The following is a 20,955-nucleotide window of genomic DNA, read 5'->3' as shown; positions in this document are numbered from 1 at the left end:
GCGGTGTTCGTGCGAAAAAAATGCGTGCGCACACCTGGCCCGGGTAAGTGTTCACACCTGGCGCGCGTACCGGATGTGCCGGATGCCTGGGCGGCGCGCGTGTCCCTACCATCGACGAAGATTTGGCCGATGACAGGAGCACGAGATTGAACCTATCCGCAGGCAGCGATTTTTCCCGGCTCGGCGAAGCGAGCCGCGCATTTCTGACCGCATCGCACGCGTTGCGCATCGACGGCGAAGCGCGTGACGGCACGGGCGGCTGGCTCGATATCGTCGATCCGAGCAGCAACGAGGTGGTCGCGCGCGTACCCGATGCCACGCCCGCCGACGTGGACGCCGCCGTGGCGGCGGCGCGCCGTGCGCTCACCGACCCGGCATGGCGCAACCTGCGGCCCGCGCAACGCGCCGACGCCATGCTCAATCTCGCGTTGCTGATCGAAACGCATGGCCGCGAACTCGCCGAGCTGGAAACGATCAACAGCGGCCGCCTGATCGCGAACACGCAGTTATTCGACGTGGAATTTTCGGCCCACGTGTTGCGCTACATGTCGGGCTGGGCCACGCGGCTCGACGGCCGCACCGTCGACATTTCCGCGCCCTATCTGCCCGACGGCGAGTTCTTCTCGTTCACCACGCGCGAACCCATTGGCGTGGTCGCGGGCATCGTGCCGTGGAACGTGCCGCTGTGCCAGGCCGTGTGGAAACTGGCTCCCGCGCTCGCGGCGGGCTGCACGGTGGTGCTCAAGCCCGCGGAGCAAACGCCGCTCACCGCGCTGCGTCTCGCCGATCTCGCGCTCGAAGCGGGTTTCCCGCCGGGCGTCGTGAACGTGGTGACGGGCACGGGCGCGGTGGCCGGCGCGGCGCTCGCGGCGCACCCTGATGTCGCGCGCATTTCGTTCACGGGCTCGACCGCGGTGGGCCGCAAGATCGCGCAGCAAGCCGCGGGCAGCTTTCGCCAGTACAACCTCGAACTCGGTGGCAAGTCCCCCGTGATCGTGATGGACGACGCCGATCTCGACGCCGCGATTCCGGGCGCGGCCTTGGCCATCTTCGGCAATCACGGCCAGAACTGCTGCGCCGGGTCGCGTCTCTACGTGCACGAGCGCGTGTTCGACCGCGTGCTCGACGGCGTGTGCTCCATTGCCGCGTCGCTCAGGCTCGGTCCCGGCCTCGATCCCGCGAGCCAGATGGGGCCGCTCGTGAGCCGCGCGCAGCAGCGCCGCGTGCTTGCGTATATCGACGACGGCCGCGCGGCTGGCGCGCGCGTGCTCACCGGCGGCGGCGCGCCCGACAGCGCGGGCTGCTACGTGCAGCCGACCGTGCTCGCGAACGTCGACGAAAGCATGCGCGTGGTGCGCGAGGAGATCTTCGGCCCGGTGCTCGTGGCCATGCCGTTTCGCGACGAAGCCGAAGCGCTCGCGCGCGCGAACCGCAACGACTACGGTCTCGGCGCGAGCATCTGGACGCGCGACGTCTCTCGCGTGCATCGTTTCGTAAAAGGGCTGAACGTGGGCAACGTGTGGGTCAACGTGCACAACGTGCTCGACGTCGCGCTGCCGTTCGGCGGCGTGAAGGACTCGGGCGTGGGCCACGATCTCGGCGAGGAATCGGTGCTCGCGCATACGCGCATCAAGTCCGCGGTGATCCGCCTATGACGCTCGATGGCAAGACCTTCGATTACATCGTCGTGGGCGCGGGCGCGGCCGGTTGCGTGGTCGCGGCGCGGCTCTCGGAAGATCCGCGCACGAGTGTGCTGTTGATCGAGGCGGGCGGCGAGGACCGTTCGTTCTGGCTCAAGATTCCGGTGGGCTATGGGCGCACGATCGCGGACGCGCGCGTGAACTGGTGCTATCAGACCGATCCCGTTGAAGCGCTCGGCGGCCGGCGCATCTTCTGGCCACGCGGCAAGGTGCTGGGCGGCTCGACGGCGATCAACGGTCTCATCTACATACGCGGCCAGGCCGAGGATTACGACGCGTGGCGCGCGCAGGGCAACGCGGGTTGGGGTTACGACGACGTGTTGCCGTACTTCCGCCGCGCCGAGGATCATGCCGATGGCGAGAGCGACTATCACGGCGCGGGCGGCCCGCTGCACGTGAGTCATCTGGTGGAGCGCAATCCGCTCTGCGACGCCTTCATCGAAAGCGCGGGCGCCGTGGGTCTCGCGCGCAACGACGACTTCAACGGCGCGCGCCAGGCGGGTGCGGGCTACTACCAGGCGACGATCCGGCGCGGCGAACGCGTCTCGGCGGCGCGTGCGTATCTGCATCCGGCGATGTCGCGGCCCAATCTGCAGGTTGCGACGGGCGCGCTTGCGCAACGCGTGCTACTCGAAGGCGCCCGCGCGACGGGACTCGAATTCGCGCGCGCGGGTACGATCGAACGCGTGCAGGCGCGCGCCGAAGTCGTGCTCTGCGGCGGCACCGTGAATTCTCCGCAACTGCTGATGCTCTCCGGCATCGGCAATGCCAACGCGCTGCGTGAAGCGGGCGTGCAGCCGCACGTCGATTTGCCAGGCGTCGGGCAAAATCTGCAGGACCACTACGGCGGCCAGATCACGTGGCGCTGCCGTTATCCCATCACGATGAACGACATCATGGCGAGCCGCTGGCGTACCTACGCCACGGGCTTGCGCTGGCTATTGCGCCGCGACGGCCCGTTCTCGGTGCCCGCGGGGCAAGCGGGCGTGTTCGCGAGTCTCGGCGACGAAGCCGCTCGGCCCGACGCGGCCCGACCTGACGCGGCGCGACCCGACGTGCAATTCCTGTTTCAGACGTTCAGCGGCGGCTATTACGAAAACGGTTTGTACCGCTTCTCGGGCTTCGCGAACTTCATTTGTCCGGTCAGGCCGCGCAGCCGTGGCTGGCTTGGCTTGCGATCGCCCGATCCAGCCGCGCCGCCGCAAATTCATCCGAATTATTTCGCCGATCCGCACGACCGCGAACTGCTCGTTCGCGGCCTCAAGCTCGCGCGCAAGCTCGCTCGAGCGGAACCGCTCGCGGGTTTCATCGAGTCGGAACATTTGCCCGGCATCGACATCGACTCCGACCAGGAGATCGAACGGTACTTTCGCGAAAACGGCGGCTGCGTCTCGCATCAGGTCGGCACTTGCCGCATGGGCAACGACGCCCAAGCCGTGGTCGACGCGCAATTGCGCGTGCGCGGCGTGGCGGGACTGCGGGTGGCCGACGCCTCGATCATGCCGACGCTCGTCTCCGGCAACACGAATGCGGCGACGATCATGATCGGCGAAAAAGCGGCGGATCTGATTCGCGCCAGCCGTTGAGGCTGGTCCGACGTTTTCTTCTACGAGGCTTATCGCCATGACGCGTATCAAGATGATTCTTCCGGTGCCCTTGCCCGCGGCGGCGCTCGCGCACTTTGCGGCGCAGATCCCGCAAGGATTGCGGCGACCCGGCGTGCAGATCGACTTCGCCGGTTGCCGCGCGGGCGCGAGTCTGCTCGACAGCCCGTACGAATGGACGCTCGCCGACGCCTTCGTGCTCGACGCGGGCATTGCCGCGCAAGCGGAAGGCTACGACGGCGTATGCAGCTTTTCGATGAGCGATTCGGGCGTGCCCGCGCTGCGCTCGCGCCTCACGATTCCGGTGATGGGCGCGGCGCAGGCGGCGTTCGCGCAGGCGTGCCTGATCGGCAAGCGCTTTTCGATCGTGACGATGTGGGAACCGTGGCGCGCGCATATGCTGGAGATGGCGGCGCGATACGGCATGCGGGACCGGCTCGCTTCGGTGCGGCACATCGGCGTGCGGCCCGATACGAGCGAGTTGCTTTCCGGTAAGGAGGAGTTCGTGTTCGCGAGGCTCGAAGCGGCGGCGCGGCGCTGTATCGACGAAGATGGCGCGGATACGATCGTGCTCGGCTCGACGACGATGTACCAGGCGCACGCGCATCTCGCTTCGACGCTGCCGTGTCCGGTGCTGAATCCGGGCTGGTGCGCGTTCAAGGCGCTCGAGAACTGGCTCGATATGGGACTGGTGCAGAGCGCACTGGCGTATGCGCGGCCGGAGCGCGGCAACGATGCGGTATTTGAGGGAGTGCGGGCGGTGTATTGAATGGAATCGTTGTTAAATAGTTGGGATGACGAAATAAAAACGCCGCATACCGCGGCGTTTTTATTTCGGTGGTGCGAGCCGGCAATCAGAACAAATGCCGGATCGCCAGCCGCACGATCGACTGTGTGCCATTACTCGACGCCCCCGACGATCCCGAAATCGACGCGAACACATTTTCATTCCCGCTCGCGTGCTGATAGATGTAGTTCAAATACACGTCGGTGCGTTTCGAGAGCAGATAATCGAGCGTCACACCGCCTTGATTCACGTGATTGTTGGTCACGGCCTGGTTGCCGTTCGCGTAGATGTATTGCGCGTACACGAAAAAATCCGGCGCGAAGGTCACGAGGCCGCCGAGTTCATACGTATCCACGTGCGCACCGTTGAACGTGTTGTGCGTGTTGGTGTAGAGCGCGTCCAGCGCGAAACGCCCGAAGTCGTAACGCCCGCCAAAACCGAAGTTGCGGATGCCGTCCGCGCCGTTGTTGATCGAGGGATCGCGCGCGAACGTGTAGGCCGCATTCAGGCGCAGCGGGCCGTGCTCGTAGTTCGCGCCGAAGCTCGACATGTTGCTGTTGCCGCCCGCGCCCGCGATGTTGGAGAAGCCGTACATCGCGCCGAAATTCAGCCCGTTGAAGTCCTTCGAGACGAACTTGGCTGTGTTGGGCGTAGCGGCGCCGCCCGCAATGCGGCTGTAATCGAAGGTGCCGAGCGGCGAGCCGAGCGCGGAGAACGGGCCGTCGGGCAACTGGTAAAGACTGACGTACGGAATCTGATGACCCCAGCGCGCGAGCGAGAGGTTGTCGTACATGAAGTCGAACTGATGCCCGAACGTGAGCGCGCCCCACGGCGAGGACAGCCCCACGTACGATTCGCGCCCGAACACGCCGCCGCCACTCATCGCGCCCGTGTTGATCGAGTAAGAGCCGTCCATGAGGAAGATCGCGGCATAACCGCCACCGAGGTCTTCGGTGCCGCGCACGCCAATCAGATCGGGCGCCTGAATCCCGCTTTGTTCGGCCACCTGGCTATGGCCGCCAACGTTGCTCGTGTACGTGATACCCGCATCCAGCAGGCCGAACAGCGTGACCGAGCTTTGCGCGAACACCGGATAGGAAAGGCCCATGAGGGCGAGGGCTAAGGCGGTTTTTTTCATGTGTGGACGAAGAGTCGGCAAAAACTGCGCAGAATAAAAACGACGTGACTTTTAGGCGTCAGGCGCGCGCGTCCCCCCGCGAAGCGCCGCGTGACAAGGCGGCGCTTCGTTATCGAAAGGAACAGCGGACGAGGCTGCGAGCGAGACAGCCAGCCATGCGGCACGCGAACCCGGGGCGGCACCCGCCGCGCCGGGCGCGTGTGCTCAGGACTGCGCCTGCAGATCGAGCTGGCGGCGCGGCATGAGGCGGCAGAACAACGGGTAGAGCACGAGCGCGCCGATCAGCGAAGTGAAGAATTCGATCGGCACGAGCGTGTTGAGCACGTAGTGCGCGAGCACGAAACTCACCACCGTGGCGCTCACGCCGGGCCAGTTGACGGCGGGCGTGCTCGTGGTGCGGCCGCGCGAGACGATGAAGTAATCGGCGAGAATGATGCCCGCGTAGCAGGTCATGAGTACGCCCAGCACGGTGATGAAGGCGTTGAACCAGTCGAGGATCGAGCCGATCAGGAACAGCGCCGAAATCACGTTGCCGAGCACCACGAAGGTGAAGCGGCCCGGGCGCCAGTTGACGGTCGAGTCGAAGAAACTCGTGAGCGAGAGCGAGGAGCTATAGGTGTTGAGCACCTGCGCCTTGGACTGCGCGAGCACCATCAGCACGCCGCCCAGCACGCCGCCGAACACGATGAACGCGGAAGCCACGCTGTCCGGGCTGTGCAGCACGGCGGCGCTCGCGGCGGCCTGGCTCATGCCGTTGGCCACGTAGTGCGCGACCAGCTGGCCCGTGCCCGCATACATGACGATGCCGCCCACCGCAATCATGATGAAGTCGAGGAACAGATTGCCGATCAGCGCCGAAATGCCCACGTCGCGCGAGGAAATCGCGTAGCGTCCGAGGTCGGCGTCGATCATGGCGAGCGCGCCCGCCGTGCCGATCAGCACGTTCACGCAGAACGTGAACTTGCCGAAGTCGCTCACGGCACCCATCGACTTGAGCACGTCGGCGGGCATTTGCGAGCCGAAGCTCATGGCTTGCGCCCAGCTCATGCCCGAACCGTCCACCACCCGGAACACGATGAAGGCGAGCAGCGCGAGCATGGCGACGAGCGTGACGCTCGACACTTTCGACACGAGTTTGAAGCCGAACGCCGTGAGCAGGATCCACGCGAGGCTCAGCACGCCGTAGACGAGCGTGCGGTTCGTGAGCGTGTCGTCGAAGTTGAACCAGAAGCGAAAGCCTTTGTAGAGCAGCACGTTTTCGAGCGCGGCGAGGCCCGTGATCATGAACGCGAACGAGAACGCGGTGATGGCCGAGCCGCGCGTGCCGAAGCCGTGCTTGCGCGTGAGCACGGTGCTGGAGAGGCCCGTGCGATACGCCACGTGACCCACGCCCCAACCGAGCAGCGAGCCGACGATGGTCACGAACGCGCCTGCGAGCAGCGCGATCTTCAGCCCCGCGACGAAGCTGATGAGCGCGCCGATGAACATCTGCACGAGCGTCGTGACGATACCCGCCGTGTTCCACGACAGCTTCACCCAGCCCTGGCGCGCGCCTTCCGGCACGGATTCGAGCGCGTGGTCTTCCATCTGGGTGGACAAGTCTTCGCTTTCTTTCACTCTCTTGCTCCTGGTACGGTTCGGGGGATGGGTTTTCGCGCGCCGTTTTGCGTTCGATCGTCGTTGTATCGACGTTTTTGTGGCATGTGAGCAAGCGTATTGCGGAAAAAAAAAGCAGCGAACTGGGTTGGCTATCTAAGTAGCTAGATGCAAATACCTAGCGAGCCCCAGGCGGGTTTTCCCGCAGCGTTCCGGGTAACAAAATAGATCGGAATCCTGATGATTGAAAGCCAAACGGAAACCACGCGAAATGCCCGTCCGCGCCACGGTACAGCGTGGCGGGACGGGCTCGGGATGGTCGTGAAGCGCGCGTCGCGCGCGGGCGGTGTCAGCCCCGCGCGGACGCGCTCGCGGCGGGGGGCAGCGTGACGAGCGCACCGTCGAAATGGAGCAGCGGCGCGCGACCCGTATCCACGTGAATGCGCGTGACGGCGGCCACGAAAATGCCGTGCGTGCCCACCTCGCTGAGCGAGCGCGTTTCGCACTCGAACGTGGCCGTCGCGGCATGCAGGCGCGGCGCGCCGTTGTCGCCGGCGTGCCACACGCCGTGCGCGAATTTCGCCTCGCCGTGCAGGGCGGCATCGGCGAAACGCGCGGCCACGTCGCTGTGTTCGGCGGCGAGCAGATTCACGCTGAAGCGGCCCGCCGCGCGCATCAGCGGGAAGGTTTGGCTCGACCGGTTCACGCAGACGAGCAAGGTGGGCGGGTCGGCGCATACCGAGGTGACCGCGGTGGCCGTGAGTCCGGCGCGCTGGCCCGCGTGGTGCGCGGTGATGATGCTCACCGAGGCCGCGAGCTGACGCATGCCGCGCTTGAATTCGGCAGCGGCGAGGCCGGGAGCGGCAATGGCTTCCGGCGCGTTCATGCCGCCACCTCCAGCGCCTCGCGCACGCCGAGCCGGGCGAGGCGCGGCAGCACTTCAGCGGCGAAATAGGGCAGTTCGGCAAGGTAGTCGACGAAGGACAGCGTGACGCCGTCGAAGCCCGCCGCGCTGATGCGCGCGAGTTCGGCGGCCACGTCGTCGGGCGAGCCGATCAGCGGATACACGCCCGAACCGCCCGCGAAGCGAATGCGAAACCGCTCGTACACGTCGGGCGGAAACGACTGCGAATGCACACCTTGCAGCGCCATCAGGCGCTCGACGGCGGCGTGGTCCGCGTGGGTATCGGCGTAATGGCGGTGATACGCCTCGGCCTCGGCGCGCGTGGGGCGGCACACCACGTAGCACGGCGTGAATACGCCCAGCTCGCGCTGCGCGGCCGTGCCCGCCTGCTTGATCGCGGCCACGTCGGCGCGGCCCTTTTCGAGTTCGGTGAGTACGGTGAACAGCACGTCGGCATTGCGCACGGCGAACTCGCGGCCCTGCGCCGAAGACGCCGCGTTGAGCACGCGCACGGGCTTGTCGGCGGCCGGGCGCGGCAATCCTGCCACGCCGCGCAAGGTGTAGTGCGGGCCAGCGTGGTCGAAGTGGGACTCGCTCGACCAGAGGTTCGAGATCACGTCCCACCATTCCTGGCCGAGCCCGTAGCGCGTGCCGTGGTCGTCGGGCAGCGTGATGCCGAACATCTCGTATTCCTGCTTGTTCCAGCCGCACACGATGTTCAGGCCCGCGCGGCCCGCGCCGATTTCCTGCAGCGTGGCGATCTGCTTGGCGACCGCCACGGGATGATGAAACGCCGTGTGGATCGTCGAAAACACGGAAATGTCGCGCGTGGCCGCGAGCACGCCCGCCGCCCACGTGACCGGATCGAGCACGGACTGCGCGTAGTGTCCCGCGCCACCGTAACCGGTCCAGCGCGCGACCGGCAGCAGAAAGTCGAGGCCCGCCTGATCGGCGAGGCGCGCGAGCGCGAGGTTGTCGGCCCAGTTGCCCGACCAGCTTTCGGGCACGGTCGTCACGGCGAGGCCGCCGGAAAGATTGCTGGAAAAAAGGCCGATCTTGAGCCGGTGCGGACTGTCGATGCCCGTGCGGCGTGGCGTACCGGTGGCGGCAAACTCGGGTGCGTTCATGGTGATGAGCTAAGTCCGGGTTGAGAAGCGATGTCGATGGGCGGGTCGGGCGGGCGGCGCGCGCCGACCGGTGCGGCGAAACGCGTGCCGACGAGCGGTCACACGGCGTGCGCGGCGGCGAGCGTCTCGAGCGTGTCCCAGAGCGCGTCGTTCACGTCGATGCCGTGCGCGAGCGCGTGCTCGCGGCTCGCGGCGGCGCGGTCGCCCGGCACGCTCACGGGGCGCTGCGCGTTGGCGGGTTCGCACGCGCGCACGGCGCGCAGATACGCGGCCACGCGGGCGTGCAACGCCGGATCGCGTTGCGGCGCGATCACCACGAACACGTCGCCCTTGTTGCACGGCGTGTGCGAGTCGAGTGTGCCGGTGACGTCCGTGCCGATCGCGCTGCCTGTGAGCGCCGTGACCAGCACTTCGAACGCGAGGCCGAGTGCGTAGCCTTTCGCGCCGCCGAACGGCGCAATCGCGCCGTGTTTCGCGGCCTGGGCGTCGAGCGTGGGTTCGCCATCGGCATCGAGCGCCCAGCCCGCTTCGAGCGGCGCGCCGCGGCTAGCGTAGTCGTGGATCTTGCCCATGGCCACGAGACTTGTCGCCATGTCCATCACGAGCGGGCGCGGCGCGTGCGGGCCGCCGGCCGGCACGCCAATGGCGATGGGGTTCGTGCCGAGCATCGCGCGCCGTCCGCCCCAGGGATGCACGAGCGCCTCGCTGGTCGAAAGCGCGATGAGCGTATAGCCGCGTTCGGCCACGGTTTGCGCGTACCACGCGAGCATGCCCAGATGATTGTTGTTGCGAATGCAGGCGACGGCCACGCCGCCCTCGGCCGCGCGTTCGCATACGGCGTCGAGCGCGCGCATGGCGACCACGGGACCGAGACCCTGCTGGCCGTCCACGTCGAGCACGTGCGAAGCGCGCCACGTGTGCGCGCCTTCGGCGTTGGGCGCGCACACGCCGTTGCGAATGCGCTCGACGACACGCGGCAGGCGCAGCAAACCGTGCGAAGCGAGACCGCGCATTTCCGCTTCGATCAGCAGCGCCGCCTGCAGCGCCGCGTGCGGGGCGCTCGCGCCCGCATGACGCAGCGCGGCTTCGAGCGTGGCGCGCACGGTGTCGACCGATACGATCATTCCGACCTCTGGGTGGCAGTTCGATTTGAATCCGAGTCTACGGGCGTCAAATTGCCCGCCGACATCGAATAGGTGTTTGCACTGAACGTCATAGTTTCTTGTCCCGATGCCATGCGGCGGCGCGCGCCGCTGCGCTCACCAGTTCGTCGAGATGTATTTGGCTTCCATGAATTCGAGCAGCCCGTGATGCGCGCCTTCGCGCCCGAGGCCGCTCTGCTTCACGCCGCCGAACGGCGCGGCCGGATCGGACACGAGGCCGCGATTGAGCGCGATCATGCCGCTTTCGATACGCTCGGATACGCGCAGACCGCGCGCGAGATCGCGCGTGTAGACGTAGGCGACGAGGCCGTATTCCGTGTCGTTGGCGAGGCGCACGGCTTCGTCTTCGCGATCGAACGCGACGATCGGCGCGACCGGCCCGAAGATTTCCTCGCACAGCAACGCGGCGTTCGCGGGCACGTCGGCGAGCACGGTGGGCGCGTAGAAGTAGCCCGCGCGATCGAGTCTTGCGCCGCCCGTGAGCACGCGCGCGCCTTTCTCGCGCGCGTCGTCCACGAGCGCGGCGACCTTGTTCAGCGAGGCGCGATTCACGAGCGGCCCGCATTGCGTGGTCGCGTGCGCGCCGTCGCCCACCACCAGCGCGCTCATGCGTTGCGCGAGCCTCGCGCTGAATTCGCCGATCACGTTTCGATGCACGTACAGGCGGTTCGCCGCCGTGCACGCCTCGCCGCCGTTGCGCATCTTGGCGATCATCGCGCCGTCCACGGCGGCGTCGAGATCGGCGTCTTCGAACACCACGAAGGGCGCATTGCCGCCCAGTTCCATCGAGCAATGCACGATCGAGTCGGCGGCCTTGCGCAGCAGCACGCGGCCCACTTCGGTCGAGCCCGTGAACGAGAGTTTGCGCACGCGCGGGTCGTCGAGCATCGCGTTGGTGAGTTTGCCCGCCGTGGACGTGGTGAGCACGTTAACGACGCCGTCGGGCACGCCCGCCTCGGCGAGCAGTTGCGCGATCAAGAACGCCGTGAGCGGCGTTTCCGTGGCCGGTTTGAGCACGCAGGTGCAGCCCGCCGCGAGCGCCGGGCCGATCTTGCGCGTGGCCATCGCCGCGGGGAAATTCCACGGCGTGATGAGGAGCGCAATGCCGATCGGCTGATACTGCACCAGCGTGCGGGCCTGGCCGCTCGGCGCGACGCTGATCTCGCCGTTGATGCGCACGGCTTCTTCCGCATACCAGCGGAAAAACTCGGCGGCGTAGGCCACTTCGCCGCGTGCGTCGGCGAGCGCCTTGCCGTTTTCGCGCGAGATCAGCACGGCGATAGCTTCGGCGTCGCGCAGCATCAGCTCGTAGGCGCGGCGCAGGATGTCGCTGCGTTTGCGCGGCGGCGTGGCGGCCCAGGACGCGGCGGCGGCGTGAGCCGCGTCGAGCGCGGCGGCAGCGTCTTCGAGCGTGGCGTCGGGCACCGTGGCGATCAGCTTTTCCATGGACGGGTCGAATACGTCGATACGGTTGCCGGACGTGGACGGCAGCCATTTTCCGCCGATAAACAGCTCGTTCGGCACTTCGTGAGGTTCGCGGGTTGGGGTCAGCACGAGAGTCGATCTCCGTTGATAAACGAATCAGGCAAGGGCGCGCGTGTCGGTCGCCACGCCTTCGAAGGCGTCGCGCACGAGCGTTTTTACGTGGTCGAGCGTGAGCGGGCGCGGATTGTTGTTGATGAGGCGCGCGGCCAGCATCGACTGTTCCGCGACCCAGTCGAGCTGATCGCGGCGCAGACCGAGATCGGCCAGCGTGCGCGGAATGCCGATGCTCGCGCACAACGCTTGCGTGCGCTCGATCGCAGCGTGCGCGCGCGCCTGCGGCGATCCGGCCACGCCGATCGTTGCGCCGATGCGCGCGAGCTCCGCCTCGCACGCGCTCGCGTTGAAGCGCATGACGTAGGGCAGCAGCGCCGCCACGCCGAGCCCGTGCGGCGTGTGCGTGAGCGCGCCCACGGGATACTGGATCGCGTGCGCGGCCGCCGTGCCCGCCGCGCCGAACGCGAGGCCCGCGCACACCGAGCCGTACATCAGCTGGCTGCGGGCCTGCGCGTCGCCGGGTTCGGCAACGGCGCGTTCGAGATAGCCGAAGATCGCGCGGATCGCTTCGAGCGCGTGGTGATCGCTGAATACATTGCGGCCGACGAAGACGCGTTGGTGCGCGATCAGCGGATCGGCGGGATGACGGATCGCGGTGAACGCTTCAATGGCGTGCGTGAGCGCGTCGGCGCCCGACAGTGCGGTGAGCGCGGGCGGGCACGTGTGCGTGAGTTCGGGGTCGCAGATCGCGGCATAGGGAATCAGCCACGGCGAGGAAATGCCGACCTTGAGATCGCGCGCGCTGTCGGCGAGCACGGCCACGGGCGTGACTTCGGAGCCGGTGCCGGCGGTCGTGGGCAGGGCGATCACGGGCAGCACGGGGCCCGGCACCTTGAATTCGCCGTAGTAGCGCTCGAGCGGGCCGCCGTGCGTGAGCAGCAGCGCGACCAGCTTGGCCATGTCCATGCAACTGCCGCCGCCCACGCCGATCACCATGTCGGGTGCGAAGCCGCGGCATTGCTCCACGCAGGCGTGAATGCTGTCCGAAGGCAGTTCGGCGAGCGTGCCGTCGAACACGCGCGCCTCGATGCCTTTTTCCGCCAGATTCGCGCGCATGCCGTCCATGGCGGCCGAAGCCGCGAAGCGCCGGTCGGTGCAGACGAGCGCCTTGCGTCCGAGCGGCGCGACGACCTCGCCGAGCACGGCGCGGTGGCCATCGCCGAAGATCAGCTCGCGTGGCGCACGCATGACGCCGAAGGGATGGTCGAGCGGCTGTGGTGTTCTCATCATTTCGGGATCCTGATGAATAGTCATGCAAGGTCATGCCTGCGCCAGCGGGCCAGGCGGGTGAGGGTGCCAAAACGAGGCCGCGCACGGACGGTGCGGCACGCGCGGGTGCAGGCAACGCGTGTGCGAAGCGTGGGCGAAACGTGTGCTAGGCGGTGCGCGATGACGCTCGCGGTTCGCGAGGCGTGTCAACGCCGGCGCTCACGGGTGCGGAGTGCCGGCTCTCGCCGTCCATCGGCGCGTATTTGTAAAATCCGATACGATCTGATATCCGATTGGATCGATACTAGCTTGACGGTATGATTCACGTCAACCACGACTTAGGCAGAACTACGGCAGATGGCCACTCCGGAATCCACCAGCGAAACGCTTTTCTCAATGCCCGCGCAGGCGGCGCCGGCCGAATTCGTGCGCGCGGCGTCGATGGGCGACCGCGTCTACGACACGCTGCTTTCGCAACTGATCTCGTTGAAAATCGCGCCCGGCACGCGCATTGCCGTGGACGCGGTGGTGCGCGAACTGGGCGTGTCGCAAACGCCCATCCGCGCGGCGCTCATTCGCCTCGAAAGCGAAGGGCTGGTGGTGAAGACGCACAACGTGGGCTTTAGCGCGGCGCCCATGCCGAGCCGCCGCCGCTTCGAAGACACTTACGACATGCGCCTGATGCTTGAGCCGTACATGGCCGAGCGCGCCGCGAAGCATCTCGCCCCCGCAATGCGCGAGGAACTGGCGCGCCTCGCCGCGGGCATGACGGCGCTCGCGAAGGACCACTCGAAGCTCGCGTACGGCAAATTCGCCGTGCAGGACGCGAATTTCCACGCGTGGATCGCGAAGCAGAGCGGCAACGAGCTGGCCGCCGACGCGCTCGCGCGCCTCTACGCACACACGCATCTGTTTCGTCTGCGTTATCACACCACGGTGACCGACGAGGCGATCAAGGAACACGCGGCCATCGTCAAGGCGCTCTCGGACGGCAACGGCAAAAAAGCCGCCACGGCAATGGCATTTCACATCGAGCAATCGCGCGCGCGCATGGCGCCGTTTTTCGAGCTGATGGAGTAGAGCGGCTCCTTCGCGCGTTTTTTTGCGGCCTTATTCCTGCGTTTGCTGGAACATTTCGTAGATCGTCGCGCGCAGCCACGCCACGCCGGGATCGGACGCGAAATGCACGTGCCAGTGCACCTGAATGTCGATGGGCGGCAGCGCGAACGGCAGCGGCAAAATGCGAAACGCCTTGCCGCGGTTGAAGCGCTTCGCAATGCTCTTCGGAAAGATCACGGCCAGATCGGTATGGGCGACGATCTCGGGCGCGACCACGAAATGCGGCACGCGCAGCGCCACGTCGCGCTTGAGGTTCAGGTCGTCGAGCCAGCGCTCGACCATGCGATGGCCCGTGGCATTGGTGCTCGCGTACACGTAGCGCAGCGCCGCGAGGTCGTCGCGCGTGGGTTTCGCCGCGCGAAACGGATGCCCCGCGCGTATCACGCACACGTGCTCGTCCACGAACAGCTTCTGCGCGAAGCAGTCGGCGTCGAGGCCGGGCACGTAGCCGAGCGCGAGATCGACTTCGCCCGCGCGCATGGCCGCGCTCACCGAATCCACGGGCAGGTTCGCCACTTCGATGCGCACGCCGCGCGCTTCCTTGTCCAGCTTCGCGAGCAGCGGCGGCAAGAAGTAAAACTCCGACATGTCCGACATCGACAGACGAAACACGCGCTGCGCCGTGGCCGGATCGAACTGGCCGAGTTGCTGCACCGCTTCGTGGATCATCGCGAACGCCTGCGCGAGCGGCGGATACAGGCGGTACGCGGCGTCGGTGGGCACCATGCCGGCGGGCGTGCGCACGAACAGCGGGTCGTCGAAGCGCGTGCGCAGGCGGCGCAGCGCGTGGCTCACGGCGGGCTGCGTGAGGCCGAGCCGCTCGCCCGCGGCGGTCAGGCTGCGCAAATCCCAGATGGCGATGAACACGCGCAGCAGGTTGAGGTCGGCAACGGCGAGATTGGGATGGCTCATGCGCTTCGTGTCGGGCGGCGGCCGCGCGCCCCGAAACGGTGCGGCGGATCAGGGCGTGCGATGCGGGGGAATCTCTGGCGAACGTACACGCGAATGTACACGTGAAAAGCGGCGCGAAGCTACTCGTGAAAGCATGGGGAACCCGCCGTGCGAATCGCGCTGCGAATATACACGCGCGCTCCGACGACGTGGTGCGATGCGCGCGCGGACGTTCACGCGTGGCAACTGCGCATGGGGAAATGCGGCGCGGCGCCCTGAAACGGCGGCAGCGCGTGAAAGTGCTCACGCATGGCGTCGCGTACCGGCGAGGCGAGGGCACGCGCGAGCGCGGCCGCGTCGTCGAACACGACCTTGTTGCGCTGCATGAAGCCGTCGAACGCGTAAGGCAAGCCGCTGCGCACGTCGAGCCGCGTGCAGATTTCCAGTTCGCGCAGGCCGGGCAATTGCAGCATCAAGGGCGGATGATGCTGCAGATAATGCGTGAGCCACGCGTTGAAGTCGTCGGCGGGACCTGCGTAGCCTACGAGATACGTGCAGCGTTCGCGTTCGGCGTCGAGCGCTCGTGCGTGCAACGGCGCATAGCGGCGCACGGCCATGGTTTGCTGCGTGAACGGAGACACGCCCGCCGGTGCGGCTGGCGCCGCGCGCTGCAAGGCGCGGTGTAGCGCGCCATCGCATTCCAGCGCCGCTTCCAGCGCGCACAGGTCGCTGAAATACGCCTGCACCACGCAGGGCGGCGCACCGTGCGTCGTGTCGTGATTCGCGGCGATGTGCGGGTCGGGCGCGAGCGGCATTGCCGTGTGCACGATCAACTGCGTCAATCCGGCGATGTCGCGTGCGTCTCGCAGCAGCGCCGCCGTATCGGCGTCATTCGCAACACGGGCCCCGGGCGCGGCCGTGAAATAGCAGCAGGCCTGCATCGTCATGGTGCCTCGCAGAGCAGTTCGCCGGGCGACACCCGATGAAACCGGCGGCGGAAATACACGAGGCTATCGGCTTCGTCGCGCAAGACGATCTGCGCGATGCGCACGAAAAACACCGAGTGCGAGCCCACTTCCTTGCTTTCGCACATAGTGCCTTCGAGGTTCGCGATGGCTCCGGCGAGGAGGGGCACGTCGAGCGCGCCACGCGTCCACGCGCAGCGTGCGAAACGCTCGTCCATGGTGCAGCCCGTCATGCCCGCGAACACGCGCGCGAGTTCCTGATCGCGCGCGCCGAGCACGTTGATGCACACGTTCTCGTTCTCGCGCAGCACGTCGTGGGCGTGGCTCGCGCGATTGATGCACACGAGCATGGTGGGCGGCGAGTCGGTCACCGGGCACACGGCGCTCGCGGTAATGCCGCAGCGCCCGCGCGGCCCGTCGGTCGTGATCACGTTGACGGCGGCCGCGAGCGAGGCCATCGCTTCGCGAAAGCGCAAACGGTCTTCGTCGTGAGTCATGGCGGCCTCGCGCATTACGGATACGGCGTGACCACCGGCGCGATGCCCGCGAACACCGCGCCCGCGGCATCGTAGGTGCCTTCGCCGAGAAAGCCGTGCTGCGTGACCACGATTGAATCGCGCACGAGCCGCTGCATGCGGCCTTCGCGATAGATCGCGCCGATGCCCGCCATCTTGTACGCGTTCATCACGACCTCGGCGCAGGCATGCGCGGCGTGCGTGGCGCTCAGGCGCAGCAGGTTCGCCTGTTCGATCGACACGGCGTCGCCCGCGAGTATGGCGTCCCACGCGGCTTCCACCGACTCGAAGAAGAATGCCCGCGCGCTGCGCAGGCTCGCTTCGGCTTGTGCGAGTCCCGCACGGTAATAGGCGCGGTCGGCGAGGCGCGGCGCGCCCGTGGTCGTGGCCGTGACGCCGGAAAGACCCGTGAGCACGTCGAGCGCCGCGCGCGCGAGCCCGAGATTGACGGCCGCGTGCACCTGCGCCTGATACGACACGGCGGGATAGCGATAAAGCGGTTCGTCGATCACGGCGGTGCTGCCGCGCAAAAAGGTCCAGCGTTCGTCGACGAATTTGTCCTTCAGGCGCAGATCGTGGCTGCCCGTGCCCTGCATGCCGACCACGTTCCAGTTTTCGACGATCTCCACTTCGCGCGCGGGAAACACGGCCGTGAACGGCTTGCCCGCGTTCGGCTCGCCGGGTGCGCCGGGCGCGCCGCCGATACCCACGCCGATCCAGTCCGCGCCCTTGCAGCCGCTCGCGAAGTGCCATTGACCGCTCACGCGGAAGCCGCCCGGCGCGCGCTCGCCTCTTTGCGGCGGATAAAGGCCGCCCGCGAACACCTGGTCGGGGCCGCTCGCGTAGATCTGCGCCTGGGTTTCCACGGGCAGTGCGGCGAGATAGGTGTTGGCGCTGCCGAACGCGGCGACCCACGCGGTCGAGCCGTCGGCGATGGCGATGCGTTCGAGGATCGCGAGAAAGCGGTGCGGCGCGAGCGCGTCGCCGCCGAAGCGTTGGGGCGTGCCCGCGCGGAAGATGCCGGCGCGTTTCATTTGCGCGATCATGTCGCGCGGAATGTGCGAGAGCGTGTCGAATTCGTCGCGGCGGCGCTCGATTTCGGCGATCAAGGCGTCGAGCGAGAGCGGCGCGGCGCACGCTTGCGGCGTGTCGGCGGCGCGAATATCGGTGCGAATGTCGGTGCGATTATTGGTGCCGATGTCGACATTCTTGTCGACGTCATGATCTTCGCCGGTCTCGGCGTGAACGGAATGCAGGGCATGCATGCGGACTATCTCCTGACGTGTTTCTAATGAGTGCGGGGGTGCGATCCGCCAATCATTGGGATTGCTGAAGATCGTGTTGGCGTGCGGCGAGGCGTGCCGCGCGCGGGAAGGTTTCGCGCGCGCAGATCGTGGCGATCACGGTGACAAGACCGAGCCCGCCGAGATACACGGCCACGGGTCCCGCGCCGCGATAGTGCGCGAGCAGGCCCGTGGCGACCATCGGCGCGAGACCGCCGCCGAGCACGGAGGCGAGTTCTCGCCCGATGCCGAGGCCCGAGTAACGCAGATGCACCGGCAGCATTTCGCTGATGAACGCGGGTTGCGCGCCTTCGAGAATGCCGAGCGTGACGCTGTTCGCGAGCACGAGCGCCGCCATCACTTTCCAGTATTCGCCCGAGCCGAGCAGCACGAAATACGGCCACGCGATGGCGACGATGGCGAGCGCGCCCACGAGATACACGGGCTTGCGGCCCACCTTGTCCGTGAGATGCCCGACGAACAGCGAGACGGGAATCAGCAGCAGCATGGAGACGGTGAGACCGCCCAGAATCCACGCGGACTTCACATGCAGAAACTGGCCATACGCGATCGAGAACGCGAAGAAAATATACGAGGCGCCGCCTTCGCCGAAGCGCAGGCCGAACACGGTGAGCACTTCGCGCGGATGCTGGCGCAGCACGTCGAGAACCGGCATGTGGCTTTCGTGCTTCGTCGCCTTGACCTCGGCGAACGCGGCGCTTTCCCCCACCGAGCGGCGAATCCACAGGCCGAGCACGATCAGCGCGGCGCTGCCGAGAAACGGCAAGCGCCAGCCCCAGCTCAGGAAGTCGGCGGCAGGCAGGTTCTGCGCAAGCAGGAATGCCGCCGAAGACAGCACGAAGCCGAACGCCGCGCCGCTCGGGCTCCACGCGGCGAGCGCGCCGCGCTTCGAGGCCGGGGCGTTTTCGTGGATCAGCAGAATGCTGCCGCTCCATTCGCCGCCCGCCGCGAGCCCTTGCAGAATGCGCAGCAAGACGAGCAGCACGGGCGCGGCAATGCCGATCTGCACGTAGGTGGGTAGCGCGCCCATCAGCACGGTGGACACGCCCATGGTGAGCAGCGTGAGCATCATCGTGACCTTGCGGCCGTAGCGGTCGCCCAGATGGCCGCACAGCACGCCGCCGATGGGCCGCGCGATGAAGCCCACGGTGAAGCCGCCGAACGCGGCGATGGTGCCCGTTAGCGGGTCGGTGCCCACGGGAAAGAACAGCTTGCCGAACACGAGCGCGGCGGCCGTGCCGTAGAGAAAGAAGTCGTACCACTCGAGAATCTGGCCGAGCACCGCAGTGGTGACGGCGCGCTTCACGACGCTCGCACTGGCAGAACGGGTGGCTTGCGGCGCAGGGAATGCCTCAGGGAATGCATCGCGGCGCGGCGCGCTCAAATCCGGATTGACGGCGTTGGGGTTCATGGCGATCACGGGCTGAAGTTGAATGCCGCGCTGCACGCGCAACGCGGGGCGAACCACACCGGACGACTGGACCTCACGATAAAAGTGGCGCAAACGCGGGTCAAATGACGAACAAAAATGGCGGATATGAATGCGATGCATGTTGCGGCGCAGTGCATTCGCGTGGGCGGGGTGCGTTTCATGGATTTCGAGGCACGCATTTTCGTGCGCGCTTTCGTACGCTTTTCGTGCGCTTTTCGTGCGCTTTTTCGTGTATAGTCACGCCCTTGGAGATGGCGTTCCTCCCTTAACCACCGCACGTTCGTTCGCGGTTAATGACGCCTACAGTTACTGACCTTCGTCGGAGCTGTGGGCGCTCGTCTGAAGCCTCCACTTGTCAGCGCTTCGTTGGTCAGCCCGTCGTTTCACAGGCTCCGGACCAATGAACTCTATTCGCCGCTCATCTCGCCGCTCGTTTCGTCATATCGAGCAACTCGAACTGCTGCCGTATTTCGGCAAGTGGCTGCTGATCGCCAGTCTCGTCGCGACGCTCGCGGGCAGCGCGTCGGCGTTTTTCCTCGTCGTGCTGGACGGCGCGACCGCGTGGCGCGAAACGCATCGCTGGGCGATCTGGCTGCTGCCGTTCGCCGGTTTCGCCGTCGGCTGGGTCTATCACCGGCTCGGCAAACCCGTCGACGCGGGCAACAATCTGCTCATCGACGAAATTCATGACCCGAAGAAAGTCGTGCCGCTGCGCATGGCGCCGCTGGTGCTGGGCGGCACCATCGTCTCGCATCTGTTTGGCGCTTCGGTGGGGCGCGAAGGCACGGCCGTGCAGATGGGCGGCGCGCTCGCCGATCAGCTCACGCACGTGTTTCGTCTGAACCACGAAGACCGCCGCATTCTGCTGATGGCGGGCATGAGCGCGGGCTTCGCTTCGGTGTTCGGCACGCCGCTCGCCGGTGCGGTGTTCGGCCTCGAAGTGCTGGCGATCGGGCGCATGCGCTACGACGCGATCTTTCCGTGCGTGGTGGCGGGCATCGTCGCCGACCAAGTGTGTCTCGCATGGGGCGCGCATCACGTGCATTACGCCATCGGGCACGTCGTGGCCGTGGGCGTGGGCAGCGTGATTGCCGTGGCGCTGGCGGGCATCGTGTTCGGACTCGTGGGCATGGCGTTCGCCACCGCCGCGCATCGGCTCGGCGCCTTCGTCAAGGCGCGCATCGCGTATGCGCCGCTGCGTCCGCTGCTGGGCGGCGCCGTGATCGCAACGGCCGTGTGGGCGCTCGACGCGTATCGCTACATCGGCCTCGGCGTGCCCGACATCGTGCTCTCGTTCCAGATGCCGATGCAGCCGTGGGACAGCCTCGCCAAGTTCGTGTTCACGATCGCGTCGCTCGGCACCGGCTTCAAGGGCGGCGAAGTCACGCCGCTGTTCTATATCGGTGCGACGCTCGGCAACGCGCTCGCGCCGCTGCTGCATATGCCGTTCGCGATGATGGCGGGCATCGGCTTCGTCGCCGTGTTCTCGGGCGCGGCCAATACGCCCATCGCCACCACGCTCATGGCGATCGAACTGTTCGGCGCGGAGATCGGGCCGCTCGCCGCCATCGGCTGCGTGACCGCTTATCTGTTCTCCGGGCACACGGGCATCTATCGCGCGCAACGCGTGGGCCACGGCAAGCCGCGCAAGGCGCGCGAGCGTTTGGCCGCCGCGCCAACCGGGCCAGTCGCGGAGTCGACCGCCACGGCGTCGGACCTGACGCGCGAAGCGGCGACGGAAGCGGGTTGAACGCCATGCCGGGTCTGAGCGCGATCGCTGCGGTTGGCATCGGTTCCCTCATCGGCGCGTTGGCGCGCGATGGGCTGAGCGCGGCGATGAACGCGCTGCCGCCCATTCCCATGGGCACGCGAGCCATCTGATTGCCGATCACGCGTGCCGCT

At 66.9% G+C, this 20,955-nt stretch carries 18 protein-coding genes and 1 riboswitch; of the genes, 6 read left to right on the top strand and 12 right to left on the bottom strand.

The genetic code is table 11. The features are described 5' to 3' along the window. Positions 1–146 precede the first annotated feature (146 nt). From FAZ98_RS33490 to FAZ98_RS33480, 3 genes are read left to right on the top strand one after another with little or no spacing between them, the layout of a single operon-like run. Positions 147–1,655, top strand: coding sequence for an aldehyde dehydrogenase family protein (locus FAZ98_RS33490; RefSeq protein WP_158958222.1), 1,509 nt, complete (start codon positions 147–149; stop codon positions 1,653–1,655). Next, positions 1,652–3,286, top strand: coding sequence for a GMC family oxidoreductase (locus FAZ98_RS33485; protein WP_158958220.1), 1,635 nt, complete (start codon positions 1,652–1,654; stop codon positions 3,284–3,286). Before FAZ98_RS33490 ends, FAZ98_RS33485 begins: the two co-directional genes overlap by 4 nt. A gap of 37 nt (positions 3,287–3,323) precedes the next feature. Continuing rightward, positions 3,324–4,073: an aspartate/glutamate racemase family protein gene (locus tag FAZ98_RS33480; RefSeq protein WP_158958218.1), complete on the top strand. Its 750-nt coding sequence runs from the start codon at positions 3,324–3,326 to the stop codon at positions 4,071–4,073. Between the two features lie 85 nt (positions 4,074–4,158). Here the strand turns inward: FAZ98_RS33480 and FAZ98_RS33475 are convergent, their stop codons facing one another. The 7 genes from FAZ98_RS33475 to FAZ98_RS33445 all read right to left on the bottom strand — a co-directional run bounded on the left by FAZ98_RS33475 (position 4,159) and on the right by FAZ98_RS33445 (position 12,848). Further along, complete coding sequence (locus tag FAZ98_RS33475; protein ID WP_233272985.1) at positions 4,159–5,199, bottom strand: porin; 1,041 nt, start codon at positions 5,197–5,199, stop codon at positions 4,159–4,161. A gap of 234 nt (positions 5,200–5,433) precedes the next feature. Continuing rightward, the gene (locus tag FAZ98_RS33470) at positions 5,434–6,846 is read right to left on the bottom strand and encodes a purine-cytosine permease family protein (protein ID WP_233272984.1); all 1,413 of its coding nucleotides are present in this window, start codon (positions 6,844–6,846) and stop codon (positions 5,434–5,436) included. A gap of 328 nt (positions 6,847–7,174) precedes the next feature. Then, a complete protein-coding gene (locus FAZ98_RS33465; RefSeq protein WP_158958214.1) occupies positions 7,175–7,711 on the bottom strand; it encodes a flavin reductase family protein in 537 nt (178 codons plus the stop codon). Beyond that, positions 7,708–8,856, bottom strand: coding sequence for an LLM class flavin-dependent oxidoreductase (locus FAZ98_RS33460; protein ID WP_158958212.1), 1,149 nt, complete (start codon positions 8,854–8,856; stop codon positions 7,708–7,710). Before FAZ98_RS33460 ends, FAZ98_RS33465 begins: the two co-directional genes overlap by 4 nt. A 98-nt stretch (positions 8,857–8,954) precedes the next feature. Next, positions 8,955–9,980 carry an Ldh family oxidoreductase gene (locus FAZ98_RS33455; protein ID WP_158958210.1) on the bottom strand — a complete coding sequence of 342 codons (1,026 nt, stop codon included), beginning with the start codon at positions 9,978–9,980 and terminating at the stop codon, positions 8,955–8,957. A 135-nt stretch (positions 9,981–10,115) separates the two neighbouring features. Next, complete coding sequence (locus FAZ98_RS33450) at positions 10,116–11,570, bottom strand: NAD-dependent succinate-semialdehyde dehydrogenase (RefSeq protein ID WP_199272506.1); 1,455 nt, start codon at positions 11,568–11,570, stop codon at positions 10,116–10,118. Between the two features lie 30 nt (positions 11,571–11,600). Next, entirely contained in the window at positions 11,601–12,848 is a 1,248-nt protein-coding gene (locus tag FAZ98_RS33445) for an iron-containing alcohol dehydrogenase (protein ID WP_233272983.1), read from the bottom strand. A gap of 336 nt (positions 12,849–13,184) precedes the next feature. Here FAZ98_RS33445 and FAZ98_RS33440 point away from each other — a divergent pair, with 336 nt between their 5' ends. Beyond that, positions 13,185–13,907, top strand: a complete 723-nt coding sequence (locus FAZ98_RS33440; RefSeq protein WP_158958208.1) for a GntR family transcriptional regulator — start codon at positions 13,185–13,187, stop codon at positions 13,905–13,907. 30 nt (positions 13,908–13,937) lie between these two features. On the opposite strand, the gene FAZ98_RS33435 is transcribed toward FAZ98_RS33440, so the two are convergent. From FAZ98_RS33435 to FAZ98_RS33415, 5 genes are all read right to left on the bottom strand, one after another. Next, positions 13,938–14,858, bottom strand: coding sequence for a LysR family transcriptional regulator (locus FAZ98_RS33435; protein ID WP_158958206.1), 921 nt, complete (start codon positions 14,856–14,858; stop codon positions 13,938–13,940). 212 nt (positions 14,859–15,070) lie between these two features. Further along, positions 15,071–15,784 carry an ethyl tert-butyl ether degradation protein EthD gene (locus FAZ98_RS33430; RefSeq protein ID WP_325073073.1) on the bottom strand — a complete coding sequence of 238 codons (714 nt, stop codon included), beginning with the start codon at positions 15,782–15,784 and terminating at the stop codon, positions 15,071–15,073. Beyond that, positions 15,781–16,299, bottom strand: a complete 519-nt coding sequence (hpaC, locus tag FAZ98_RS33425) for a 4-hydroxyphenylacetate 3-monooxygenase, reductase component (protein WP_158958204.1) — start codon at positions 16,297–16,299, stop codon at positions 15,781–15,783. The genes FAZ98_RS33430 and hpaC overlap by 4 nt, the downstream gene beginning before the upstream one ends. Positions 16,300–16,313: 14 nt before the next feature. Further along, a complete protein-coding gene (locus FAZ98_RS33420) occupies positions 16,314–17,582 on the bottom strand; it encodes an acyl-CoA dehydrogenase family protein (RefSeq protein ID WP_158958202.1) in 1,269 nt (422 codons plus the stop codon). A 52-nt stretch (positions 17,583–17,634) separates the two neighbouring features. Next, on the bottom strand, positions 17,635–19,032 hold the full coding sequence (locus FAZ98_RS33415; protein WP_158958200.1) for an MFS transporter: 1,398 nt from the start codon (positions 19,030–19,032) through the stop codon (positions 17,635–17,637). Positions 19,033–19,291: 259 nt separating this feature from the next. Then, positions 19,292–19,363, top strand: a riboswitch (Fluoride riboswitch). Between the two features lie 90 nt (positions 19,364–19,453). Here FAZ98_RS33415 and FAZ98_RS33410 point away from each other — a divergent pair. Together FAZ98_RS33410 and FAZ98_RS36015 are read left to right on the top strand one after the other, a co-directional pair. Beyond that, complete coding sequence (locus tag FAZ98_RS33410) at positions 19,454–20,803, top strand: voltage-gated chloride channel family protein (RefSeq protein ID WP_158958198.1); 1,350 nt, start codon at positions 19,454–19,456, stop codon at positions 20,801–20,803. Further along, positions 20,800–20,934, top strand: a complete 135-nt coding sequence (locus FAZ98_RS36015; RefSeq protein ID WP_267904873.1) for a hypothetical protein — start codon at positions 20,800–20,802, stop codon at positions 20,932–20,934. Before FAZ98_RS33410 ends, FAZ98_RS36015 begins: the two co-directional genes overlap by 4 nt. The last annotated feature ends 21 nt before the right edge of the window (positions 20,935–20,955 follow it).

The organism is Paraburkholderia acidisoli, from assembly GCF_009789675.1.
Taxonomy (GTDB): domain Bacteria; phylum Pseudomonadota; class Gammaproteobacteria; order Burkholderiales; family Burkholderiaceae; genus Paraburkholderia; species Paraburkholderia acidisoli.
The sequence above is the reverse complement of the archived record's forward strand: the minus strand, read 5'-3'. Positions and strand labels throughout refer to the sequence as shown.

Coding starts and splice junctions, on each gene's coding strand:
- FAZ98_RS33435 (WP_158958206.1), bottom strand. CDS start 14,858: ATGAGCCATCCCAATCTCGCCGTTGCCGACCTCAACCTGCTGCGCGTG.
- FAZ98_RS33485 (WP_158958220.1), top strand. CDS start 1,652: ATGACGCTCGATGGCAAGACCTTCGATTACATCGTCGTGGGCGCGGGC.
- FAZ98_RS33430 (WP_325073073.1), bottom strand. CDS start 15,784: ATGACGATGCAGGCCTGCTGCTATTTCACGGCCGCGCCCGGGGCCCGT.
- FAZ98_RS33415 (WP_158958200.1), bottom strand. CDS start 19,032: ATGAACCCCAACGCCGTCAATCCGGATTTGAGCGCGCCGCGCCGCGAT.
- hpaC (WP_158958204.1), bottom strand. CDS start 16,299: ATGACTCACGACGAAGACCGTTTGCGCTTTCGCGAAGCGATGGCCTCG.
- FAZ98_RS33475 (WP_233272985.1), bottom strand. CDS start 5,199: ATGGGCCTTTCCTATCCGGTGTTCGCGCAAAGCTCGGTCACGCTGTTC.
- FAZ98_RS33445 (WP_233272983.1), bottom strand. CDS start 12,848: ATGATGAGAACACCACAGCCGCTCGACCATCCCTTCGGCGTCATGCGT.
- FAZ98_RS33420 (WP_158958202.1), bottom strand. CDS start 17,582: ATGCATGCCCTGCATTCCGTTCACGCCGAGACCGGCGAAGATCATGAC.
- FAZ98_RS33460 (WP_158958212.1), bottom strand. CDS start 8,856: ATGAACGCACCCGAGTTTGCCGCCACCGGTACGCCACGCCGCACGGGC.
- FAZ98_RS33410 (WP_158958198.1), top strand. CDS start 19,454: ATGAACTCTATTCGCCGCTCATCTCGCCGCTCGTTTCGTCATATCGAG.
- FAZ98_RS33480 (WP_158958218.1), top strand. CDS start 3,324: ATGACGCGTATCAAGATGATTCTTCCGGTGCCCTTGCCCGCGGCGGCG.
- FAZ98_RS33440 (WP_158958208.1), top strand. CDS start 13,185: ATGGCCACTCCGGAATCCACCAGCGAAACGCTTTTCTCAATGCCCGCG.
- FAZ98_RS33465 (WP_158958214.1), bottom strand. CDS start 7,711: ATGAACGCGCCGGAAGCCATTGCCGCTCCCGGCCTCGCCGCTGCCGAA.
- FAZ98_RS33455 (WP_158958210.1), bottom strand. CDS start 9,980: ATGATCGTATCGGTCGACACCGTGCGCGCCACGCTCGAAGCCGCGCTG.